Origin of the sequence: Streptomyces sp. NPDC001933 (genome assembly GCF_042890955.1) — a bacterium.
Lineage (GTDB): Bacteria > Actinomycetota > Actinomycetes > Streptomycetales > Streptomycetaceae > Streptomyces.
In genome coordinates, this window is record NZ_JBIASS010000020.1 from 136,398 (window position 1) to 155,885 (window position 19,488).

The 19,488-nt window shown below is 71.4% G+C and carries 14 protein-coding genes and 1 pseudogene; 4 read left to right on the forward strand and 11 right to left on the reverse strand.

Annotated features, from left to right (window positions below; genetic code table 11):
* Nucleotides 1-11: 11 nt before the first annotated feature.
* The gene (locus ACFYY7_RS35900; protein WP_388667954.1) at nucleotides 12-1,697 is read left to right on the forward strand and encodes an IS1182 family transposase; all 1,686 of its coding nucleotides are present in this window, start codon (nucleotides 12-14) and stop codon (nucleotides 1,695-1,697) included.
* 46 nt (nucleotides 1,698-1,743) lie between these two features.
* Here ACFYY7_RS35900 and ACFYY7_RS35905 read toward each other — a convergent pair whose 3' ends face one another.
* The 9 genes from ACFYY7_RS35905 to ACFYY7_RS35945 form a co-directional block, all read right to left on the reverse strand.
* Nucleotides 1,744-1,947, reverse strand: a complete 204-nt coding sequence (locus tag ACFYY7_RS35905) for an acyl-CoA carboxylase subunit epsilon (protein WP_388667955.1) — start codon at nucleotides 1,945-1,947, stop codon at nucleotides 1,744-1,746.
* Between the two features lie 66 nt (nucleotides 1,948-2,013).
* Entirely contained in the window at nucleotides 2,014-3,597 is a 1,584-nt protein-coding gene (locus ACFYY7_RS35910) for an acyl-CoA carboxylase subunit beta (protein WP_388667956.1), read from the reverse strand.
* Between the two features lie 153 nt (nucleotides 3,598-3,750).
* Nucleotides 3,751-5,010, reverse strand: coding sequence for a carbohydrate ABC transporter substrate-binding protein (locus ACFYY7_RS35915; protein ID WP_388667957.1), 1,260 nt, complete (start codon nucleotides 5,008-5,010; stop codon nucleotides 3,751-3,753).
* Nucleotides 5,007-6,014, reverse strand: coding sequence for a hypothetical protein (locus ACFYY7_RS35920; RefSeq protein WP_388667958.1), 1,008 nt, complete (start codon nucleotides 6,012-6,014; stop codon nucleotides 5,007-5,009). Before ACFYY7_RS35920 ends, ACFYY7_RS35915 begins: the two co-directional genes overlap by 4 nt.
* Complete coding sequence (locus tag ACFYY7_RS35925) at nucleotides 6,011-7,420, reverse strand: hypothetical protein (RefSeq protein WP_388667959.1); 1,410 nt, start codon at nucleotides 7,418-7,420, stop codon at nucleotides 6,011-6,013. The genes ACFYY7_RS35920 and ACFYY7_RS35925 overlap by 4 nt, the downstream gene beginning before the upstream one ends.
* Nucleotides 7,421-9,766, reverse strand: coding sequence for a tetratricopeptide repeat protein (locus ACFYY7_RS35930; RefSeq protein ID WP_388667960.1), 2,346 nt, complete (start codon nucleotides 9,764-9,766; stop codon nucleotides 7,421-7,423).
* Nucleotides 9,763-11,145: a serine protease gene (locus ACFYY7_RS35935; RefSeq protein ID WP_388667961.1), complete on the reverse strand. Its 1,383-nt coding sequence runs from the start codon at nucleotides 11,143-11,145 to the stop codon at nucleotides 9,763-9,765. The genes ACFYY7_RS35930 and ACFYY7_RS35935 overlap by 4 nt, the downstream gene beginning before the upstream one ends.
* 185 nt (nucleotides 11,146-11,330) lie before the next feature.
* Nucleotides 11,331-15,206: an endo-alpha-N-acetylgalactosaminidase family protein gene (locus tag ACFYY7_RS35940; protein WP_388667962.1), complete on the reverse strand. Its 3,876-nt coding sequence runs from the start codon at nucleotides 15,204-15,206 to the stop codon at nucleotides 11,331-11,333.
* 124 nt (nucleotides 15,207-15,330) lie between these two features.
* The gene (locus ACFYY7_RS35945) at nucleotides 15,331-15,756 is read right to left on the reverse strand and encodes a hypothetical protein (protein WP_388667963.1); all 426 of its coding nucleotides are present in this window, start codon (nucleotides 15,754-15,756) and stop codon (nucleotides 15,331-15,333) included.
* Between the two features lie 118 nt (nucleotides 15,757-15,874).
* On the opposite strand from ACFYY7_RS35945, the gene sigJ reads away from it, so the two are divergent.
* A complete protein-coding gene (gene sigJ, locus ACFYY7_RS35950; protein ID WP_388667964.1) occupies nucleotides 15,875-16,840 on the forward strand; it encodes an RNA polymerase sigma factor SigJ in 966 nt (321 codons plus the stop codon).
* On the opposite strand, the gene ACFYY7_RS35955 is transcribed toward sigJ, so the two are convergent.
* Both ACFYY7_RS35955 and ACFYY7_RS35960 read right to left on the reverse strand, forming a co-directional pair.
* Entirely contained in the window at nucleotides 16,821-17,693 is an 873-nt protein-coding gene (locus tag ACFYY7_RS35955; RefSeq protein WP_388667965.1) for an MBL fold metallo-hydrolase, read from the reverse strand. The genes sigJ and ACFYY7_RS35955 overlap by 20 nt on opposite strands.
* A gap of 95 nt (nucleotides 17,694-17,788) precedes the next feature.
* Nucleotides 17,789-18,196, reverse strand: a pseudogene (locus tag ACFYY7_RS35960) (ATP-binding protein); the annotation flags it as partial.
* 111 nt (nucleotides 18,197-18,307) lie between these two features.
* Here ACFYY7_RS35960 and ACFYY7_RS35965 point away from each other — a divergent pair.
* On the forward strand, nucleotides 18,308-19,132 hold the full coding sequence (locus tag ACFYY7_RS35965; RefSeq protein ID WP_388667966.1) for a helix-turn-helix domain-containing protein: 825 nt from the start codon (nucleotides 18,308-18,310) through the stop codon (nucleotides 19,130-19,132).
* Nucleotides 19,129-19,332, forward strand: coding sequence for a DUF397 domain-containing protein (locus tag ACFYY7_RS35970; protein WP_388667967.1), 204 nt, complete (start codon nucleotides 19,129-19,131; stop codon nucleotides 19,330-19,332). Before ACFYY7_RS35965 ends, ACFYY7_RS35970 begins: the two co-directional genes overlap by 4 nt.
* Nucleotides 19,333-19,488 lie beyond the last annotated feature (156 nt).

Consider the following 19,488-nt stretch of genomic DNA (forward strand, 5'->3'; position numbering starts at 1 on the left):
GGTGGGTGCGGATGTCGATGCAGCCAGAGGGATCTGGGGAGATCCCGGCAGAGACGGTGCGGGTGGCGCGGGCCGCGTTCCCGAAGGGGAGCCTGGCGATCCGGGTCCGTGATGAGCTCGGACCGCTGTTCGCGGACGAGGAGTTCGCGGACCTGTTCCCGTCAAGGGGGCGGCCTGCCTGGTCACCGGGACGCCTTGCGTTGGTGCTGGTGTTGCAGTTCGTGGAGGGGCTGACCGACCGGCAGGCCGCGGAGGCGGTCCGGGCCCGGATCGACTTCAAGTACGCTCTCGGGCTCCGGCTGGATGATCCGGGCTTCGACTTCTCCGTCCTCTCGGAGTTTCGGCACCGGCTGGTTCAGGCAGATGCCGGACGGCGGGTGCTGGACGGCATCCTTGCTGCGGCCAGGGACAAGGGGCTGCTCACCGGCAGGGGCAAAGCCCGCACCGACTCCACGCACGTGCTGTCGGCGGCGCGGGACATGTGCTGGCTGGAGATGGTCGCCGAAACTCTGCGCGCGGCCCTGAACACTCTCGCCGTCACCGCTCCCGACTGGCTGGCCGAGGTCGCCGAGCCGGAGTGGTTCCGGCACTACGCCACCCGCGCCGAGGACTCACGGTTCCCCAAGACTCCGGCCAAGCGGGACGAGGTCGGCCGGCGGATCGGAACCGACGGGACGCAGCTGCTTGAGACCGTCTTCTCACCCAGTGCGCCTGCCGCACTGCGGGCGGTGCCAGAGGTGGAGGTCCTGCGCCAGATGTGGGTCCAGCACTTCCATCTGGTCGAGGGCGAGGTGCGGCGCAGGGACCCAAAAGACCGGCCGCCGGGCGCGATTCGCCTGGTCACCCCCTATGACATCGAAGCGCGCGGCAGCGTCAAACGCGACACGATGTGGGACGGATACAAGGTCCACCTCACCGAGACCTGCGGGGCCGACATGCCGGACCTGATCACGAACGTCGCCACCACCGAGGCGACGGTCAGTGACTTCGACATGGTCCCAGCCGTCCACGCCGCTCTCGCCGAGCGCTGGCTGCTTCCCGACGAGCACCTGGTCGACACCGGCTATGCCACCGCCCGCCACATCGTGGCCTCCCGGCGCGAGCACAACGTGGAGCTGGTGGGGCCGATGATGCCCGGCACTGGCTGGCAGAACAGGGCCGGAGCCGCCGGGACAGGCTTTCCCATCGGTGCGTTCAGCATCGACTGGGACCGGCAGACGGTGACCTGCCCCGGCGGGAAGCACAGCACCCGCTGGGCGAGGGAACCCGTCCGGGACAAGATCGAGATCCGGGTGCAGTTCTCGAAGACCGACTGCGGCCCCTGCCAGGTCAAGGACTCCTGCACCCGCGGACCGCGCCGCAAGCTGACCCTCCAGGACCGAGACATCCATGAGGTCCTGCACCAGCGCCGGGCCGAGCAGGAGACCGACGTGTGGAAGGAACGCTACAAGCTCCGCGCCGGTGTTGAAGGCGCCATCTCCCAGGCCGTGAACCGCTGCGGCCTGCGCAGATCCCGCTACCGCGGGCTTGCCAAAACCAGCCTCCAGCACCAGCTAACCGGAGCAGCGATCAACCTCGCCCGCATCGACGCCCACCTCATCGGCACCCCACGAGCCCGCACCCGCACCAGCCACTTCGCAGCACTTCGCCCCGCCGATCTGACGACCAGCGGGGCGAAGCAGACGGCCCCGAATTAACCAACAGCATCCCGAAGGAGTGCGGGGCCCTTTCGCGCGTGGTGTGTCAGCCCTGCCAGGAGTGCGGGGCGCGGAAGCCCGGCGTGCGTTCCAGGCGGCGCCAGCCGGCGGTGCTGCGGCCCCGGTGGGCGGGGGGCGTGGCGGGCTGGGCCGCGGCGCGGGCGAGCAGGACCGCGGTTATCGCGGCCAGTTCCTCGGGGTCGGCAAGGCCCTTCTCGACGCGCAGCACGGACTCGGCAGCAGTGCTCATGGGTTGTTTCTCCGTCTTCTCGGCAGGTCTTCGCGGGCTCGGCAGGGGTGCTGCGCGGTGTGCGGACTACTGCGGGGGGTTGCCGTGCTTGCGGGACGGCAGGTCTGCGTGCTTGGAACGGAGCATGGCGAGCGAGGCGATCAGCACCTCGCGGGTCTCGGCGGGGTCGATGACGTCGTCGACCAGGCCTCGCTCGGCTGCGTAGTACGGATGCATCAGTTCCGCCTTGTACTCCTTGACCATGCGATTGCGCATGGCTTCCGGGTCCTCGGCGTCGGCGATCTGCCGACGGAAGATGACGTTGGCGGCACCCTCGGCGCCCATCACCGCGATCTCGTTGGTCGGCCAGGCGTACGTCAGATCCGCACCGATGGACTGGCTGTCCATCACGATGTACGCACCGCCGTAGGCCTTGCGCAGGATCAGCGAGATCCTCGGCACCGTGGCGTTGCAGTACGCGTAGAGCAGCTTCGCCCCGTGCCGAATGATTCCACCGTGCTCCTGATCGACCCCGGGCAGAAAGCCGGGTACGTCCAAAAGAGTGATGATTGGAATGTTGAATGCATCACACATCTGGACGAAGCGGGCCGCCTTCTCGGAGGCCTCGATGTCCAGGACGCCGGCCAGGGTCTGCGGCTGGTTGGCGACGATGCCGACGACCTGGCCGTCCATCCGGGCCAGGGCGCAGACGATGTTGCGGGCCCAGCGCTCGTGGACCTCCAGGTAGTCGCCGTCGTCGACGAGCTCCTCGATGACCTTGTGCATGTCGTACGGGCGGTTGCCGTCGGCCGGGACCAGGTCGAGCAGGACGTCGCCGCGCCGGTCGGCGGGGTCGTCGCTCGCGGCGGTCGGCGGGTTCTCGCGGTTGTTGGACGGCAGCATCCCGATCAGGTAGCGGACCTCGGCGATGCAGGTCTCCTCGTCGTCGTACGCGAAGTGCGCGACGCCCGAGGTCTCGGCGTGCACGTCCGCGCCGCCGAGCCCGTTCTGGGTGATCTCCTCACCGGTGACCGCCTTCACGACGTCCGGTCCGGTGATGAACATCTGGGAGGTCTCGCGGACCATGAAGACGAAGTCGGTCAGCGCGGGGCTGTAGGCCGCGCCGCCCGCGCACGGGCCGAGCATCACGCTGATCTGCGGGATCACACCCGAGGCCCGGGTGTTGCGCTGGAAGATGCCGCCGTAACCGGCGAGCGCGGAGACGCCCTCCTGGATACGGGCGCCCGCGCCGTCGTTCAGCGACACCAGCGGCGCACCGGCCGAGATGGCCATGTCCATGATCTTGTGGATCTTCGTGGCGTGGGCCTCGCCCAGCGCACCGCCGAAGATCCGGAAGTCGTGCGCGTACACGAAGACCGTGCGGCCCTCGACCGTGCCCCAGCCGGTGATGACACCATCGGTGTACGGCTTCTTCTCCTCCAGGCCGAACCCCGTCGCCCGGTGCCGGCGCAGCTGCTCGACCTCCTTGAACGAACCCTCGTCCAGGAGCAGCGCGATGCGCTCACGCGCCGTCAGCTTGCCCTTGGCGTGCTGCGCCTCGGTCGCCCGGTCACTCGGTCCGCGACGGGCCTGCTCACGCAGCGCCAGCAGTTCGGCCACCCGGCCACGGGTGTCGCTCGGCTCGCCCGGGGTTTCGTCCACAACGGTCATGTACCGACCCTACGAAGCCGGACAAGCAAATCCTGCCGTCGACTCCGTACAGTCTCGTGACCCGTTTCCTGGTGGAGCCCAACAGAACCCGGACGGCGTGCAGGCGAAGTACCAGCCAGTACGGGGCAGTCTTTGTGCGAGTCCGACAAAGACTCACTGTGGTCTGCTGCACACCCCTGTCAGCCTCCGGGTGTCGTCCGGTTGGGCCTCCTGGACCCGTTGGACGTCCTTGAGCCGGGGTCGCACCGGGGCATCGGGGTGGGCCATGGTCAGCAGCACCGCCTCGTAGAAGGCGTCCCGCACGGCGGCGGGCATCACATCGGAGGCGTCCAGGCAGAGCGGCACGCGCTGGTCGGTGAGGCGGTCGCTGATCTGCTTCTCGACCGTCCCCTTCGGGGCGGGCACGTCGGCGTTCGGCGAGAATACCCCGGCCCTGCGGCCCCACTCCTGCTGGGCCCCGCGCGAGGTGAGCCGGGTGAGCAGATCGCGGGCCTGTGCGGAGTCGCCGAAGAGCACGGCGAAATCGGCGGACACCTCGCGGCCCTTGAGCCTCGGGCCCGAGGGCAGCAGCGGCGCGGAGTCCGTGACGGCGGCCAGCCCGCTGCGGTCCCGGTAGAAGAACCGGGCGAAGGAGCCCTGGTGCTCCAGGGCACATCTCTTGCTGTCGTCGGATTTCCTGGTGTCGTCGAAGAGCAGTCCGTGCCCGCCGGGCTTTCCCCGGTGGTCCTCGCGCATGGCCCGGCCGGCGGCTTCCTTGTCCTGGGCCAGCAGCCCGGCCCACAGGCTCCAGGCGTCGACCAGCCGGTCGTCCGCCCACTCCAGGTCCCCGGTCGCCCAGCGCTCGTACAGCACCGGGCCCACCGTCTGGAGGATCAGGTCCTCGATCCAGTCGCTGCCCGGCCAGCCGGACGCGCCGTCGTCGCCCATGCCGATGCACCAGGAGGCGAAAGACGCGGGGCGGGCGGGCGGCGGGCTGCCCTTGCGGTACCAGACGACGGACTTGAGGTCGGCCTTGAGCGGCACCCAGAGATTGGCCTCTATGCCCTCCGCCTCCGGTTGCCAGGGCCTGCCGTACTTCGCGGCCGCGCCCTTGCCGCCCAGCGGGCGCAGCCGCCCCTCCGCGGCGTACTCGACGAGGTCCCCGACGCCGGGCAGGATCGCGATGTCGGGCGGATTGCCGGCCTGCACGGCGGCGAGCAGGACCTCCCGGGTGGCGGCGGTGCCCTGGTAGGAGTACGGGGTGCCCAGGGTGTCCAGGACCGCCTTGAACTGCGTCTCCTGTATGTCGGTCCACGGCCCGAGGATCGTCACCTTCGGCTGTTCGTCGCTGCCGCCGGGTGCGGCGAGCCCGCAGCCCGCCGCGGTCAGCGCCAGGCACAGCAGGAGCAGGAGTGCTCGGGCACGCACCGTCATCCGGCCCTCCAGTAGTCGGCGTTCAGGTGCCGGCCGATGCCGACGGCGGGCAGCAGCACGACCAGGGCGCCGGCCGCGAGCGCCCCGTAGTAGATGCCGCTCTGCCAGCCCTGGGCGGCCAGCCCGGCGCGCACCCCGGTCGCCGTGTCGGTGACGTCCTGCTGGGATTCGGCCAGGTCGGCGTGGTTCCGGGCCTGTTGTTCGATCAGGACCAGTCCGTCGCGGGCCGCGCCCAGCCGGTCCTGGGTGTTGCTCGTCGCGATCAGCGGGACCGTCGCCAGGAAGACGACGGCCAGCAGCGAGACCAGCAGGCAGAGATCGCGGCTGTGCCCGCAGCGGGTGCGCAGCGTCCACAGCGCGGAGAGGGTGATCAGGGCCATGGCCAGCAGGCCGAGTTCGGCGACCGCCCAGCCGGTCCACCGCAGGGGGCTCATCGAGGCGAGCGTGTCGACCCTGGCCATCTGGTGTCCCTGGAGGACGTCCAGACGCGGCACCACACCGGTGCCCTTGCGGGTGAGCAGGGTCTCGGCCTCCTTGAACTTCTCCTGCTGCATCGGCTCGTCCCGCACGTACTTCACCGCGCCGGGGGTGATGGAGCTGCTGTACGAGGTGAGCAGCCCGTTCACGGTTTCGAGCACCCCGCGGCCGCGGTCCCCGTCGATCTGTACGTCGGAGAGCCGGGACAGGCCCTGGTCGGCGGCAGCAAGCTGGTTCTCGTACCGCGCGCCGGCGCCGACCACATCGGCGATGCGCTTGCGCACGGATGTCCGGGCCTCCTCGTGGGCGCGCAGCAGGGCGAGCTGGGTGGCGGCCACGCCCTGCACGGCCGGGGCGCCGCGGGTGCGCATCTCGCCGGCCGAGATCTGGACCTCCCGGTACGAGACGAGCAGGGCGGTCATCGAGACCAGGGCGGCCACCAGCAGCGCGGCCAGGTGCCATTCCAGCAGCCGCCGGGTCCGGGAGCGGTAGGTGTTCCTGCGCGGGCGGACCGGTCCGGGGCTCACAGCTGCCTCCCGCAGTCGATGCAGAACACGGCCGCGGGTCCGGCCGGGTGGTCGCAGTGCGGGCAGCGGGTCCCCGGCCCGGGTGCCGGGAAGGCGGGCAGTTCCACGGGGTGTCCGGAGGTGATGCTCAGCATCCCCTGGCGGACGGCGCCCGGGTCGACGGCGGACCCGATCCGGACCCGTCCCTGCGGGCCGTCCACGATGCGGGCGACCTTGCGGACCTCGTCCAGGACCCAGTCGGCGGCGATCTCGGTGGCGAGCCGGACGGCGAGCCCGAGCTGCGCCTCGGCCCGCTCGCGGCTCTCCAGGTCGAGGGCGGCGTACCCGTGGTTGAGGGCGGTCCGCATCTGCGTGGAGACGTTCATCGTGTGGATGTTGCGGCCCACGGCGCCGGAGATGCGGGCGGTGGCCGCGGCGGTGCCCGACGGCAGCCAGCGGACCACGACCGGCTCGGTGGCGCCGCCGACGGAGACCGCGGCGAGCTGGAGGGGCACGCCCAGCGGGTCGTTGCTCGCGTCGGCCCGGAGGGTGAGGAGGTAGTCGCGGGACTCCGGCTGCCACTGGTGGGTGCGGAACTCCAGCCGGTGCGGATCGTCCCGGACCCGGTCCGGCTCCAGCCGCTGCTGGTGCGGTGCGATCTCGGTCAGGGTCACTTCCAGCACCGCCGGGCGCACGGTCACCACGATGGGGAGTTCGGGGCTGCGGACCCGGCGCAGCCTGACCAGGGCAGTGGCGACGGCGGGGGCGAAGGCGTCGGGCGAGGACACGGCGGTGCCGTGCAGCCGTTCCGCGACGGCGAGCAGCGGGGCCGGATCCCAGCCGGCTCCCGGTGCGATGACATCGGCGGTGAACTCGCCCTCGCATGCGGCCAGTTCGATGCTCAGGGCACTGTCCGGGCGGGTCGCGTCGTCCCCCTCGCCCCGGCTGCCGCCGTCGGTGACGAGCACCAGGTGCCGTACAGGAAGGGGGCGTTCGGCGAAGAGTTCGCGCGCCCTGGCCAGCCAGGTGGTGTAGCCGGCCGGCTCCTGCCCCTCGGCGGACGCGGAGATCCGTCCGACGCTGAACGCGGCCTGGCGCCGGTCGTCGGGCCCGGCCAGCGCCCACCGGCCGCGCAGCGGGTAGCACTGCTCCCCGCCGCCGCCCAGCACGGTGTACGAGATTCCGTCGGGCAGGGCGCCCACCGCCCCGGTCAGCGCGGCAACGGCCGCGTCACGCCGCCCGGCGGCCACGTCCACCGCGATGACCAGCGCGATGTCGACTGCGGGCACCCGGTCGCGCGGCCCGGCGGCGACCGCCCGGACCCGCACATGGGCGTCGATCCGGGCGTCCCGGTCCGGCCGCTGCTTCTTCGCGACCTGGACGGTGAGGCCGATTCCGAGTCCGGGCGACGCGGCGGTGCGGCCCATTCAACTGCCTCCAGGGGTGCGGCGCCGGGGCGGGAACCAGTAGCGGGTCTGCGGGCGGACGGCGTGCGAGAGGTCGATGAGCTTCTCGTGGTCGGCGGTGTCCCTGCACTGCCGGGCCATCCAGCGGTAGCACCGGGCCAGGTCCTCCCGTACGGCCCGCTCCCCGGGCACCGGTGGCGGTGGCAGTCCCCGCCGCCACCAGCGGCCGTCGTGGCGCGGGTCGCCGGCCTCGGCCCGGACCGCGTCGAGCTTCCACTCGTACAGCTCGGTGCGCAGCAGCCGGGCGGACTCGTCGCCCGTCACCACGGACGCCGGATGCGGTCCGTGGCCGCCCTCGCGCAGCGGGACCGCGGCGAGCACGGCGTCGATCCGCCGCGTCCCGGGCAGCGGCCGTCCGCCCGCAGCGAGCCGGGCCGCCCGGATGCGCAGCGCGGCGATCCGGGCGACGGCGTGGTCCCGCGACTCGTCCGGCACCAGGTCCAGGACCTCGGCCGCAGCGTCCCGGTCGCCGCGCTCCAGCGCCAGCCTGGCCAGGCCCAGCGCGGCGCCGACGTGGGAGGGGTTGCGGGCGTGCACGGCCCGGAAGAGTTCGTACGCCGACGGGATCGGACCGGCCGGGCGGTCCGGGCCGAGCTGTTCCGCGGCGTAGGCCAGGGCCAGCTTCGCGGCGTACTCGCCGGGCAGCGCGCGGTGGACGGCGGCGAAGTGCTCCAGGGCGGCCTCCAGCAGCTGCCGCCGGTCGTCCAGGACCTCCGCGCTGCGCAGCGCGACGAGCCCCCAGTGCCAGCTGAGCCGCCACTGCCGCACCGGCCCCGGTCCGGGTATGGCGTCCGCCGCCGCCACCTGTTCGCGCGCCAGGCTCAGTGCTTCGGCGCCCTCCCGGCCGAGCAGCAGCCGGGCGTTGTGCAGACAGATCTCCACCGACTGTTCGCCCTCGGCGGGCTGGGTCAGCAGCCGTCCGGGGTCGTAGCTGCTCACCAGGAACCGGGCGGCCTCCGGGTCCCCCGGGTAGGGCCTGGGCACCGGCAGCCGCCGGGCGATCTCGGTGGGGGTGGGGAGCCCGGTGTCCAGCGCGGGCGCCCTGGGCGTCAGGTCGCGGCGGTGCGGGGTGCGCTCCAGCCAGTGCGCGTAGTCGGGTACGGCGCCCAGCCGCCCGCCGAGCAGCCGGGTGGACGGGGTGAAGTAGGCGGAGGGTTCGGTCCGGTCCTGCTTGCCGCGCAGCGCCCGGATCTCCCGCAGCACCCCGCGCAGCTGGCCCGCCATCTCCTCCGCGTCGGCGAACCGGCGTTCCGGGTCCCGGTCGGTCGCCCGTTCCACCACCAGCCGGAAGGAGCTGGTGCCGAGGCCGGGTACGTCGTCGCCGACCGCCCAGCCCGCCAGTTCGGCCAGGGTCGCACCGACCGTGTGGATGTCGTGGGCGACGGTCAGCGGGCTGCCGCTGACCATCTCGGGCGCGGCGTATCTGGGGGTGATGACGGGCGGCGGTTCGGTGGATCCCTGCTTGCGGACCCCGCCGAGGTCGATGACCTTCACGCCGTCGTGCTGGTGGACGACGTTGGACGGCTTCATGTCCCCGTACAGGAAGCCCATGCCGTGCAGATGGGCGAGGGCTTCGAGGATCTGGCAGCCGTAGGTGATGACGTGTTCGATGTCGAGGACGAAGTTGCCCTGCCGGGTCGCCTCGACGACGGCGGACAGGGTACGGTCGCCGACGTCCTGCATCACGATGTAGCCGCCGGAGACGGTGCCGTCCGCGCTGACGGTGCTGACGAAGTCCCGGATCTGGACGATGCGTTCGTGCCGGATGGCGACGAGGCTGCGGCGCTCCTCGGCGGCCTGGGCGGCGCCGCGTTCCGCGTACCGGTTCAGCATCCCCTTCACGGCGACGAGGTCTTCGAGGTGGGTGTCGCGGGCGAGGTAGACCCAGCCCTGGCCGCCGTGGGCGATGGGTCCGAGGATGCGGTACTGGCCCTGGAGCAGCGGCCCGTCCCGGTCGAGTTCGGGGCGGTAGGAGTAGGGGGCGCCGCACCTGGGGCAGTGGCCCTCGTCGGGCGGCGGGGCGGCGGTGTACGGGGCGACGAAGTAGGTGGCGCAGGACTTCGACGAGCAGCTCATCCGGACGTGGGCCCGGGTCACGGCGGCGCTCAGCCGCTGGTCGGGGGTGCTCGGGTCGAGCCGTGGCAGTTCCAGCAGCTGCCGGGGGCCGCACCGGTCGGGGGCGGTGGGCAGCGGCGGGAGTCCCGGGCCGTCCTCGGAGCGGCCGCAGGTGTCGCAGTAGCCGGTGGACCGCACCGCGCCGTCGCAGGGGGCTCCGGTGAACCGGCGGTGCGGGCAGGGGATCCTCATCGGCGGCCGGCCCGGCCGTGCTCGCCGCGCGGTCCGGGTACGTCCGCTCGGCCGTGCCGCTCCAGCTCCGCCCGGACTTCACGCAGCAGGGCGCGCAGGGCGGTGAGCCGTTCGCGCGGGTCGCCGACGGTGCGCAGCCGGGCCAGCTGCTGTCGGTGGCGGGCCGCCTCGGTGCGCGGCCGGGGGCCCAGGGAGGCGGATTCCACCAGGCCGTTCAGCCCGGCCCACTGCTTCTCGATCTCCTCGACGCGGCGGACCAGTTCGACGGCCCGTTCATCGAGGGCCGGTACCAGCAACTGCCGTACCACCTCGTCCACTTCGTCGCCGCCACTGTCCCGCACGATGACGAGCAGCCGGAAGCCGAGTGTCCGCACCCGGGCGAGCAGGGGCACCAGCCGGTGCGGCCGCCGGTCCTCGTCGAGCCCGACCACGGCGAGGGTGGGCCCCGCGCTCCCCGGGTCCCCGTCCGCCGCCCGCTCGGGCGGGGTGCCGCCCGAGAGCAGCCACTCGCGGTACGCCTGGGCCTGGTGGCGGGGCGGCCGCAGCCTGGTCACCAGTTCACCGACGAAGTCCTCGGGGACGGTGCGGCCACCCCGGTAGACGAGATGGGCGCGGTGCAGATGGTGCCTGAGCGTGCGGTCGCGGCCGCCGCCGTGCGGTACGACGCTGAAGCGCACCGCGGGCTCCTCACCTCCGGCGAACCATCTGCGCAGCCGCCGGTCCAGGCCGTGGTCCCAGCCGTCCGGGCCGCTCAACTCGGCGACCAGGGGGACGAGTTCGGCGATCCGGTCGATCGGGATCATGTACGAGAACGCCAGGTCGTTGTCGGCGGGCAGCGCCAGATCGAGGTCGCCGCGCCAGCTGACGACCATCCCGACGACCCGCTCGGGCGTTCCGGCCGGTCCGCCGCGCACCTGCACGGCGGCGCCGCTGAACCCGGGTTTCACCACTTGTTCGTTGCGTGCGGCGTCGAGCTGGATCCAGGCGCCGTGCGCTCCGCTGATCCGCCCGGTCAGCCACATCCCGTCGGCGAAGGAGCGCGCGTAGCCGCCGATCCACACCTCGCCGCCGCGCTCCAGGCGCCGTTCGAGCGTCGCGGGGGTGGCGTGCGGGCGCGGGCTGTCCAGGGCGAGTACGGCGATGTCCTCGCGGGTCGCGCCGAGACCGGGCAGCCAGCCGCCCTCGGCGACGCGGGCCCCGACCGGGGCGATGGCGGGGTTCTCGGCGAATTCCACCCAGATCCGGGCGTCCGGCTCCCCCACGACGTGCGCGCAGGTGAGTGCCCGGTCCTGGGTCAGCAGCACACCGGCACCGCAGACCGGCCCGTTCGCGTCGTCCCGCCGTAATCGGATCCGCCAGTCCGCCCTCAGCTCCCCCATGCCGCACGAGAATACGCGCGCAGCGGGGGCCGCTCCCAGACCCCGGACACACTCCGGTCACTCCATGTCCATCCGATGTCACGGAGCGGGAGCCGCTCGGTGTCAGGGAGCGGGAGCCGCCACCGTACGCGTGATGCGGGGCGGGGCGGCCCGCCAGGGACCGCCCCGCCCCGCATCGGATCGCGTCAGCCGCCGCAGTGGAAGCGGGCGTCGCCCCAGTCCGCGTGGTCGTTGCCGTTGCCGTCGCCGCCGTCGCCGACGACCAGTTCGACGTACTTGGCCCCGGTGACGTCCGCCGTCAGCGACCAGGCGCTGTCGGCCGCCTTCAGCATGGGCGACTTCACCTTCTCGGTGCCGTCGGCCGTGACGGAGAACTGCACGCTGCCGGCGCTCTTCTGCACGTCGTCCACGCCGACCTGGGCGGTGAACGAGGTGCACTTCCCGCCCAGGTAGTAGCGGACCCTCGCCGGTGCGTGGCTGCCGAGCCCCTTGGTGTAGACGGTGCCGCCGATGGTCAGCGGGGAGCCGTCGCCGGTGCCGGTCTCACCGTTGGAGAGGTCCTTCTCCACCGGGCCCCAGCCGTTCTGGGAGGCCGTCCAGTCCAGGTCGCTGGCCCAGCTGTCGGTGGTGGGCGGCGGCGGCAGGGTCCGTACGGAGGTCTGCGCGCCGAGCGTGCGCCGCGCTCCGCCGACGGTGTACTCCGCCTCGGAACTCAGGCCGTACGTCTGGTACTTGGCGTCCACCGGCGGGGTGACCTGCCAGCTGCCGGTGACCTGGGCGCCCGCCGCGACGGAGTCGAAGGTGACGGCGCCGGTGGGCTCCGCCTGCCAGCCCTCGGGCACGGTCAGGCTCAGTGCGACGCCGGTCGCCGCCGTCGCCTCGTAGTTGGTGAACGAGACCTTGACGGTGTTGGCGGTGCCCGGCTCCAGGGTCTCGGCGGCCGGTGCGACGGCGAGGGTGCCGCAGGCGGCCTGCTCGGAGTCGGGGGCCGGGCCGAGGTCGGTCACGGTGAAGGAGTCGAGTACGAAGTCGGCGCCGTCGGGGGCGTCACCGCGCTTGCGCAGCCCGGTCCAGGTGTCGCCGCAGCCCGCGATGACGGTCTCGGCGAAGTGGCCGGTGGTGCGCTGCTGTCCGATGGCGGTGGTCCGGGTCTCGACCGAGCCGGGCTTGCCGTCGGCGGTGATCCGGTCGTAGCCGTCGACCCACTCGTAGGCGCCCGCGTGGCTGGACTGGTAGTCGTACTCGACCTTGTAGCGGTGCCCGTCGGACATCGGCACGGTCCACGGGGCGGTGCGGTAGACGAGTCCGGAGTTCTCCTCGTGGGACTTGAGGGACTCCTTGCCGCTGATCACGTCGTCGATCAGCTTTCCGTTCCAGCCGGCCTGGGTGTACGGGGCGTGCAGCTGGGAGATGACGGTGCGGGGGTCGGTGGAGCCGCCCGCGTCGCCCTTGAGGAAGGGGCCCCAGCCCTGGTCGACGGCCTCGAAGTCCTCGTAGGAGAGGGTGTTCGCCTTTGTCTCCGGGGCATTGGCGACGATGCGTACGTCATCGGCCCGCACGCTCGCGGAGCTGCCCCCGGCCGCCTCGATGCGCAGGGTGGTGCTGCCGTTCGCGGGGGCGGTGAAGTTCACCTTGGCCCGCTGGAAGTACGTGCCGTGCCGCTCGGACGCGGCGACGTAGTCCTTCGCGGTGGAGCGGTCCACCGAGACGGACTTCCCGCCGATCGAGAGCGTGGTGTGCCGGCTCTTCCCGGGCTGGACCTCGATGAGGGCGGACGCGCTGTAGCGCTTGCCGGGGGCGAGGCCGTCGATGCGCTGCGAGAGCGCGGCGGTGGCGCTGCCGGAGAGCTGGGCGCTGGTGAGCCCCTTGGCGTCCGTCTCACGGGCGACGGTGCCGGTCTTCGACCAGGCGGCCAGCGCCTTGTCGTTGAAGCCCGGGTCGTCGACCGGGGTGCCCTCGCCCCACCGGGGGTCGGCGGCCTTCGGGGCCTGCTGCGGGTAGAGGACGTACGGCTGGCCCGCCTTGGCGGTCAGCGTGATCTTCCCGTCGACGGGCTTGACCGTGCCGGTCTTGACCCGGCCGTTGTCGGTGAGCTCGTAGACGGTGTACGTGCCGTTCGACGGCACCGCCCAGCTGCTCGTACCGCCGGACTTGCTGTAGTGGTACAGCTTCTTCCCGCCGTCCCACGGCAGCAGGTAGTCGGTGCCGCTGAGGACCTTGCGGCCGTGGTCGTAGAACGTCCGCCTGCCGTCCTCGACCGTGCCCCGGACACCGCCGGTGAAGGTGATGTCGTTGCCGTCCCAGCGGGTGATCTTCTGGTGCTGGAGGTACTTGGCGGGCAGGTTGCGCTGCCAGATGTTGCTGGAGAAGTCGTTCCAGTCGGTCTCGCCGGTCCAGCCCTCGAACTCCTCGATGGCCGTCTGGCCGAGGACCGGGTCGTTGTTCCAGACGTCCTTCTCGCCGTTGCGGATGAACCGGATGATCTTCGAGTTGAGGCCCTTGTTGGTGGCGCCGCCGTAGTCGAGGTCATTGGCCCAGTGCGACCAGAGCGAGCCGCGCTCGAACTTGTCGGCCCACTCGGTGGCGACGTTCCAGCCCTGCTGCTGCACTTCCTGGAGGGTCTTGTCGGGGATCCAGCCGTGCGTGTAGTAGACGTCGAAGTAGAGCAGGCTGAGGTTGCGGTCCGTCTCGTCGCGCAGTTGCTGTATCCGCTTGGCCAGGTCGCCGCTGTTCACGTCGCGGCGCTGGTCGATGTAGTAGCTCTGGCCCAGCCAGTTCCAGCCCGGCTTGGTCTTGTCGACGAGCTTCTCGTCGAAGGCGTTGGCCTCCGCGTACGCCTCGGTGTCATTGATGTGGACGCCGAAGGTGGCACCCCACTTCTTGCCGTCCTTCAGGAGCTCGTTGAGGTCCTTCAGCCCGCCGGCGCGCTTGTTGTAGTTGCCGCCGTAGTCGGGGTGGGCGGAGTCGTGGCCCTCGGAGGCGAAGCCCTTGAGGATCGCGAGCTGCCCGAGGCCGTCGGTGGCGAGGGAGACCCGCTTGACGTCGTCGAGGGTGCGCAGGAACGGGTGGGTGGCCTGGCTGGCGAAGTTGAACGGGATGTGGGTGACGACCCGGTCCGGGGTGTCCTTGCTGCCGGGCGCCACGACGCCGATGGAGCGGAACGCGACGGCGCCGTCCTGCCAGTCGACCGCCTTGTCACCGTTGGCGTCGGGGGTGACGACGACCTTCGCCCAGGGCAGGTTGTTCCCGCTCTCCGGCTTCGGCGCCCCGCCCCCGCGGTAGGTCCACTGCCCGGACCAGACGCCGACCCGGACGCTGCCGTCGTCGGCCTTGCGGGCCTGGTGCCAGAACCGGGCGTCGTCGCCGCCGGTGGCGCCGGACGGCTTGTCGTACGAGGAGTTGGACTCCACGGCCGCGGCGAGCGAACCGGTGTTCACGATGGCGTACGAGGCACCGACCGGCGCCTTGTCGGCGGCGGTGTCCGCGGTGACCTTCGAGAAGACGTCGGCGGTCTTCGTCGAGTCGTTGTCCAGCCGGGTGAAGGCGGTGGCCCCGCCGTTGTCCGTGGAGCCGACGGAGACCAGGTCGTGGCCGGGGATGTCGATGGTGCCGACGCGGAACGCCTCGGTGTCGCGGACGGCCGTCACCTTGAAGGTGGTGGCGCGTCCGGAGACGGAGAGCGAGGCGTCGATCTCGATGCCGGGCAGGCCGGTGAAGACCAGCGTGTAGCGGGCGGCCGAGGCGGTGATCACGGGGGCGCCCTTGAGCTTCACCGGGTGCGCGGTGCCGTTCAGGGTCACGGCGGTGACCGGCTGGGTGCTGCCGAACAGCTGACTGCCGGTGGCCTTGTCGGTGTACGCAAGGACGCGCGGGAAGTCGTCGGCGACGGCGACCGAGAGCTGCCCGGACCCGATGACGGTGGCGCCCGCGGGGACGGCCGGCCCGACTGCGGCGGGTGCGGGGGCGGAGGCGGCGGTGGCGGGGAGCGCGGTCCCCACCAGCGCCAGGACGGCGGCTGAGGCGGCGGCGACAGCGCCCGCCGAAGTGAATCTTCGCGACATGTGCCCTGAGTAGTCGCCGTGACCGGACACCGTCAACGACCTGCGGCGACTCGGAGCCCTCCAGTCCAACAACCGCGTTGCGTAAGTCCAAGTGGACGGTAGGTGTCCGGTCCGGTACGAGATTTCAGCGGCGGCTCCCATCGGCCCGGCCGCGCGGAGCTCCCATGGTGTGGTGGGCCAGCGCCAGCACGCTCAGGCCGAACATCAGGACGCCCAGCGGGACATGGACCGACGGGACACGCGCGATACCCAGCACGACCTGCACCGAGGCGAGGACGAGGAACCCGGACGCGTACCCGATGGGACGGGCCGGACCGCCGCCCGGCCGCCACGCCAGCACCGCTGCGAGCACGTACAGCATCGACGCCCCGTACATCACGCGCGCCCCGATGCCGTGCAGCAGCTCACCGTGCGACGAGGACAGCAGCAGACCGGCGCTGACCGCCTGGAGGAAGATGGTCAGGGTCTGCAGCGCGACCGATATCCGCAGGAACGCGGCAGCCTTCGTCGTTCTCACCATTGCCGTTGCCGTTGTCGTCTGCGTGGTCATGACGTCGTCCCCTTGTCCGCCCGGAAGCAGTGGATCGATAAGGTCTCACCAGCCCGACGACACAGCTCCGCGAAATGCAAGGCGGGAACGAGAACGGCGGGCCCGGGGGGAAGTGGTCATGGCCAGGGGTGCACCCGCGTGGAGCGCGGCGGACGTCGCCGGCGAGCGACGCCAACTCATCAACATCGCCTACCGGTTGCTCGGTTCGCTGGCCGAGGCCGAGGACGCCGTGCAGGAGGCGTACGCCCGCTGGTACGCGCGGTCACGGAGCGAACGGGCGGCCGTCGTGTCGCCCGGCGCCTGGCTCACGACGGTGACCGGGCGCATCTGCCTGGACATGCTCGGCTCCGCGCGGGCCCGGCGCGAGCGCTACGTCGGCGCGTGGCTGCCCGAACCGCTGCCCGACCGCCGGGAGTGGGCCGACGGGCGCGGTACTGGTGTTGGTGATCCCGCCGACCAGATCACCCTGGACGAGTCGGTGACCATGGCCTTCCTCGTCGTCCTGGAGTCGATGACGCCCGCCGAGCGGGTCTCCTTCGTGCTGCACGACGTGTTCCGTTACTCCTTTTCCGAGATCGCCCGGATCGTCGGCCGCACCCCGGGTGCCTGCCGGGAGCTGGCGAGTTCGGCCCGGCGGCGGGTGCGCGCCGAGCGCGCTCCGGCGGGCGCGACGGCGGCCACGGCGGAGGGGCAGGCCGAGGTGGTGCGGCAGGTGAAGGAGGCGTGGGAGGCCAAGGACATCACGGCACTCGTCGGCCTCCTGGACCCCGGCGCCGTGATGACCGCCGACGGCGGGGGCCTGGTCGGCACCGTGCTGCGCCCGGTCGAGGGAGGCGCGCGCATCGCCCAGTACATGATCGCGATCGCCGACAAGGCTCCCGGCCTACGGCTCCTGGAGCGCTCGGTGGCCGGCGCGCCGGGCCTGATCGCCCAGCACGCGGGCGTCACCGCGACCGTGGCGGCGTTCGACGCCTCCGGTGGCCGAGCCACCCGGATCTGGGTGGTCCGCAACCCGGAGAAGCTGCGCCTGTGGACCCCGGGCGAGCCTTCCGCCGGACCGTCCTTCACCAGCGCAGGGCCGTGAAGTCGATCGGCTGGGGGCGCAGCTCGGCCGCGCGTTCCGCGAGTGCGACCAGTCGCCGGGACATCTCGTCGGCGTCCAGCCGGCGCCGGTCACCATGGCCCGGCAGCACCCACTCGAACCGCAGCTTCCCCGCCGTCCGCGCCAGGGAGGCGGCCAGCTCCTCGATCGAGTACCAGGTCACGCTCTCCACGACTTCGAGGTCCTCGGTCGTCCGCGACCAGTAGAAGCTGTCGCCGCTGAAGCAGTACCGGTCGTCCGCGAGGTAGAGCACGCTGCCCCGGGTATGGCCGGGCAGCGGGTGTGCGGTGACGCCCTCGCCGATCTCCACCGGGTCGAGCCCCCGGATCACCTGGTCCGCGTCCGGAACCGCGTCCAGGTCGCCCTCGTGGATCCACAGCCTGGCCCCGAAGTGGTCGGCGTAACGGCGCCCGTGCGCGACATGGTCGCGGTGGGTGAGCAGTACGTCGGTGACGGGCCCGGTGGCCGCCACGTACCGCTCGGCGAGTCCCGGGCTCCAGCGCGGGGTGTCGATCATCATGACCGTGCCGGACGGGCGCCGCAGCAGGTAGGAGTTGGCGCCGGCGGTGTGCGTGGAGTTGTGCCCGCAGATCAGCACACCGTCGTCCAGCGCCATCGGGAACGGGTCGAGCGAGGGGTCGGGCTGTCCGGACGCGGGCCGGATCGACCGGGTGTGGCAGGCAAAGACGGCAGCGTGTAAGCGCCGGTTCTCCGCGTCATCATCCGGCTGCCGCAGAATCCGCGACGCCCCTTCCTCCTCGATGATCAGCTCGGGCGCGAACTGTCGGGCGACGTCGCAGTTGGTGCAACGATCGTCCACGTACCAGCCATCCACGGCAGGGCTCCTTCACTTCCACGGGAAGCGACCCCGTCGAGGGCCGCCGCTCCAGGAATAGCCCACGCACCGCCGGAATCGGTAGACCGCACCGACACCTCGAACTCACACCACACCACCTTGCCGGGGTTCCGCTCCCCCACCCCCCACTTGTCGGCGACCGCCGCCACCAGCCGCAGCCCACGGCCCCCTTCCTCCTCGGAATCCGCCCAGGAATCGACGATCCGGACCTCCCCGTCACCACTGTCGTGGACCTCCACGCGCAGGGTCCCGCCGTCCGGTTCCAGCTGGAGCCGGAGGCGAAACCCACGACCGGGCGGGACGCCGTGCAGCAGGGCATTGGTGACGAGTTCGCTCACGCAGAGCAACACGTCGTCGACCCGGCCGTCGCACGCCCAGTCGACGAGCGCCTCACGCACGAACTGTCGTACGAGCGGCACGGATCGGCGTTCCCGGCGGTGGAAGGCCTCGCGGATGTGGGGGAGTTGGGTTGTCTCGTTCACGCAGCCAACGTCACACATAGTCATTACGGTTGAGCAGCGCGTCGAGTCGTACATCTCCGTTGTACGACTCCTGACGGGTCATCCGGGGTTCGTGACGGGGAGAGGCAGTTCATGCAACCGGCAAAGAAGAAGAGCAAGCGGATCACGTCCTGGCACCTGATCGGCGCCCAGCTGGCGACGTTCCGCAAAGAGGCCCGAATGACACAGGCGGCCCTGGCCGAGCGGTGCTCAGTGGGTGACAACACGATCGCGTCGATCGAGCAGGGACGCAGGGCTCTGCAATGGGACTTCGCGGTTCAGTTGGACGAACTGCTGGACACGAAGGGGGCGTTGCAGGTTGCCGTGGAGAAGGTGCCGAAGAAGGAGCGCTTTCCGGCCTTCGTCCAGGACTTCATCGAATACGAGCAGGGGGCGCTGACGCTGCTCTCGTACCAGAACCAGGTGGTGCCGGGGCTTCTCCAGACCGAGGAGTACGCCCGCTTCCTCTTCTCCTGCCAGTACCCGCCCCTCGAAGAGGACCAACTGGAGGAGCGGCTGGCCGCCCGGCTCGACCGACAGAGCCTCCTGGAACGCAAGCCCCGCCCGATGCTGCACTTCATCCTGGAGGAGAGCATCCTGCGCAGCGAGATCGGCGATCCCGCCAGGATGCGGGAGCAGATCGCCCACCTGCGCCGCTGCATGGAGTACCCCTTCCTTGGCCTCCAGATCATGCCGAGAAGGCTGCCGAAGCACGCCGGACTTGAGGGGCCCATGGTGCTGCTGGAGACCCCCGACCACGACCATCTCGCCTATGTGGAGGGGCAGCTGACCAGCTACCTGCACGACGACCCCGACGACGTCAGTGTGCTCCAGCAGATTTATGGGATGCTTCGTTCGCAGGCGCTTTCCGTCGAGAAGAGCGCGCGCCTACTGGACGAACTGCTTGGAGAGACATGACCCGCGCAGCCTACCCGGCCACTCGCACCGCCACCCTCTCCTGGTTCAAGTCCAGCTACAGCGGCCCCCAGGGCGGCGACTGCGTAGAGGTGGCCGCCCACCCCGCCGCCGTCCACATCCGTGACTCCAAGGTGACCGACGGCCCCGTCCTCACCGTTCCCCCCACCGCCTGGACCGCGTTCCTGAACGCCACGGTCTGACCGCGTTACGGCCCGGCACGCCGGGCCGCAACCTCCTCCGGATGGCATCGAGTTGTGAAGACCTCCCGTTTCTGAGAGCGCTCTCAGTCATAAGTCTTGACGCCCGATGCGGCCCTCACGAGAGTGGTTGACCCCCCACAAACCTCGGGAGTCTCT

Excerpts from the sequence above, each read along its gene's own strand:
- ACFYY7_RS35900 (WP_388667954.1), top strand. The coding sequence starts at position 12 with ATGTCGATGCAGCCAGAGGGATCTGGGGAGATCCCGGCAGAGACGGTG.
- ACFYY7_RS35905 (WP_388667955.1), bottom strand. The coding sequence starts at position 1,947 with ATGAGCACTGCTGCCGAGTCCGTGCTGCGCGTCGAGAAGGGCCTTGCC.
- ACFYY7_RS35910 (WP_388667956.1), bottom strand. The coding sequence starts at position 3,597 with ATGACCGTTGTGGACGAAACCCCGGGCGAGCCGAGCGACACCCGTGGC.
- ACFYY7_RS35915 (WP_388667957.1), bottom strand. The coding sequence starts at position 5,010 with ATGACGGTGCGTGCCCGAGCACTCCTGCTCCTGCTGTGCCTGGCGCTG.
- ACFYY7_RS35925 (WP_388667959.1), bottom strand. The coding sequence starts at position 7,420 with ATGGGCCGCACCGCCGCGTCGCCCGGACTCGGAATCGGCCTCACCGTC.
- ACFYY7_RS35930 (WP_388667960.1), bottom strand. The coding sequence starts at position 9,766 with ATGAGGATCCCCTGCCCGCACCGCCGGTTCACCGGAGCCCCCTGCGAC.
- ACFYY7_RS35935 (WP_388667961.1), bottom strand. The coding sequence starts at position 11,145 with ATGGGGGAGCTGAGGGCGGACTGGCGGATCCGATTACGGCGGGACGAC.
- ACFYY7_RS35940 (WP_388667962.1), bottom strand. The coding sequence starts at position 15,206 with ATGTCGCGAAGATTCACTTCGGCGGGCGCTGTCGCCGCCGCCTCAGCC.
- ACFYY7_RS35945 (WP_388667963.1), bottom strand. The coding sequence starts at position 15,756 with ATGACCACGCAGACGACAACGGCAACGGCAATGGTGAGAACGACGAAG.
- sigJ (WP_388667964.1), top strand. The coding sequence starts at position 15,875 with ATGGCCAGGGGTGCACCCGCGTGGAGCGCGGCGGACGTCGCCGGCGAG.
- ACFYY7_RS35965 (WP_388667966.1), top strand. The coding sequence starts at position 18,308 with ATGCAACCGGCAAAGAAGAAGAGCAAGCGGATCACGTCCTGGCACCTG.
- ACFYY7_RS35970 (WP_388667967.1), top strand. The coding sequence starts at position 19,129 with ATGACCCGCGCAGCCTACCCGGCCACTCGCACCGCCACCCTCTCCTGG.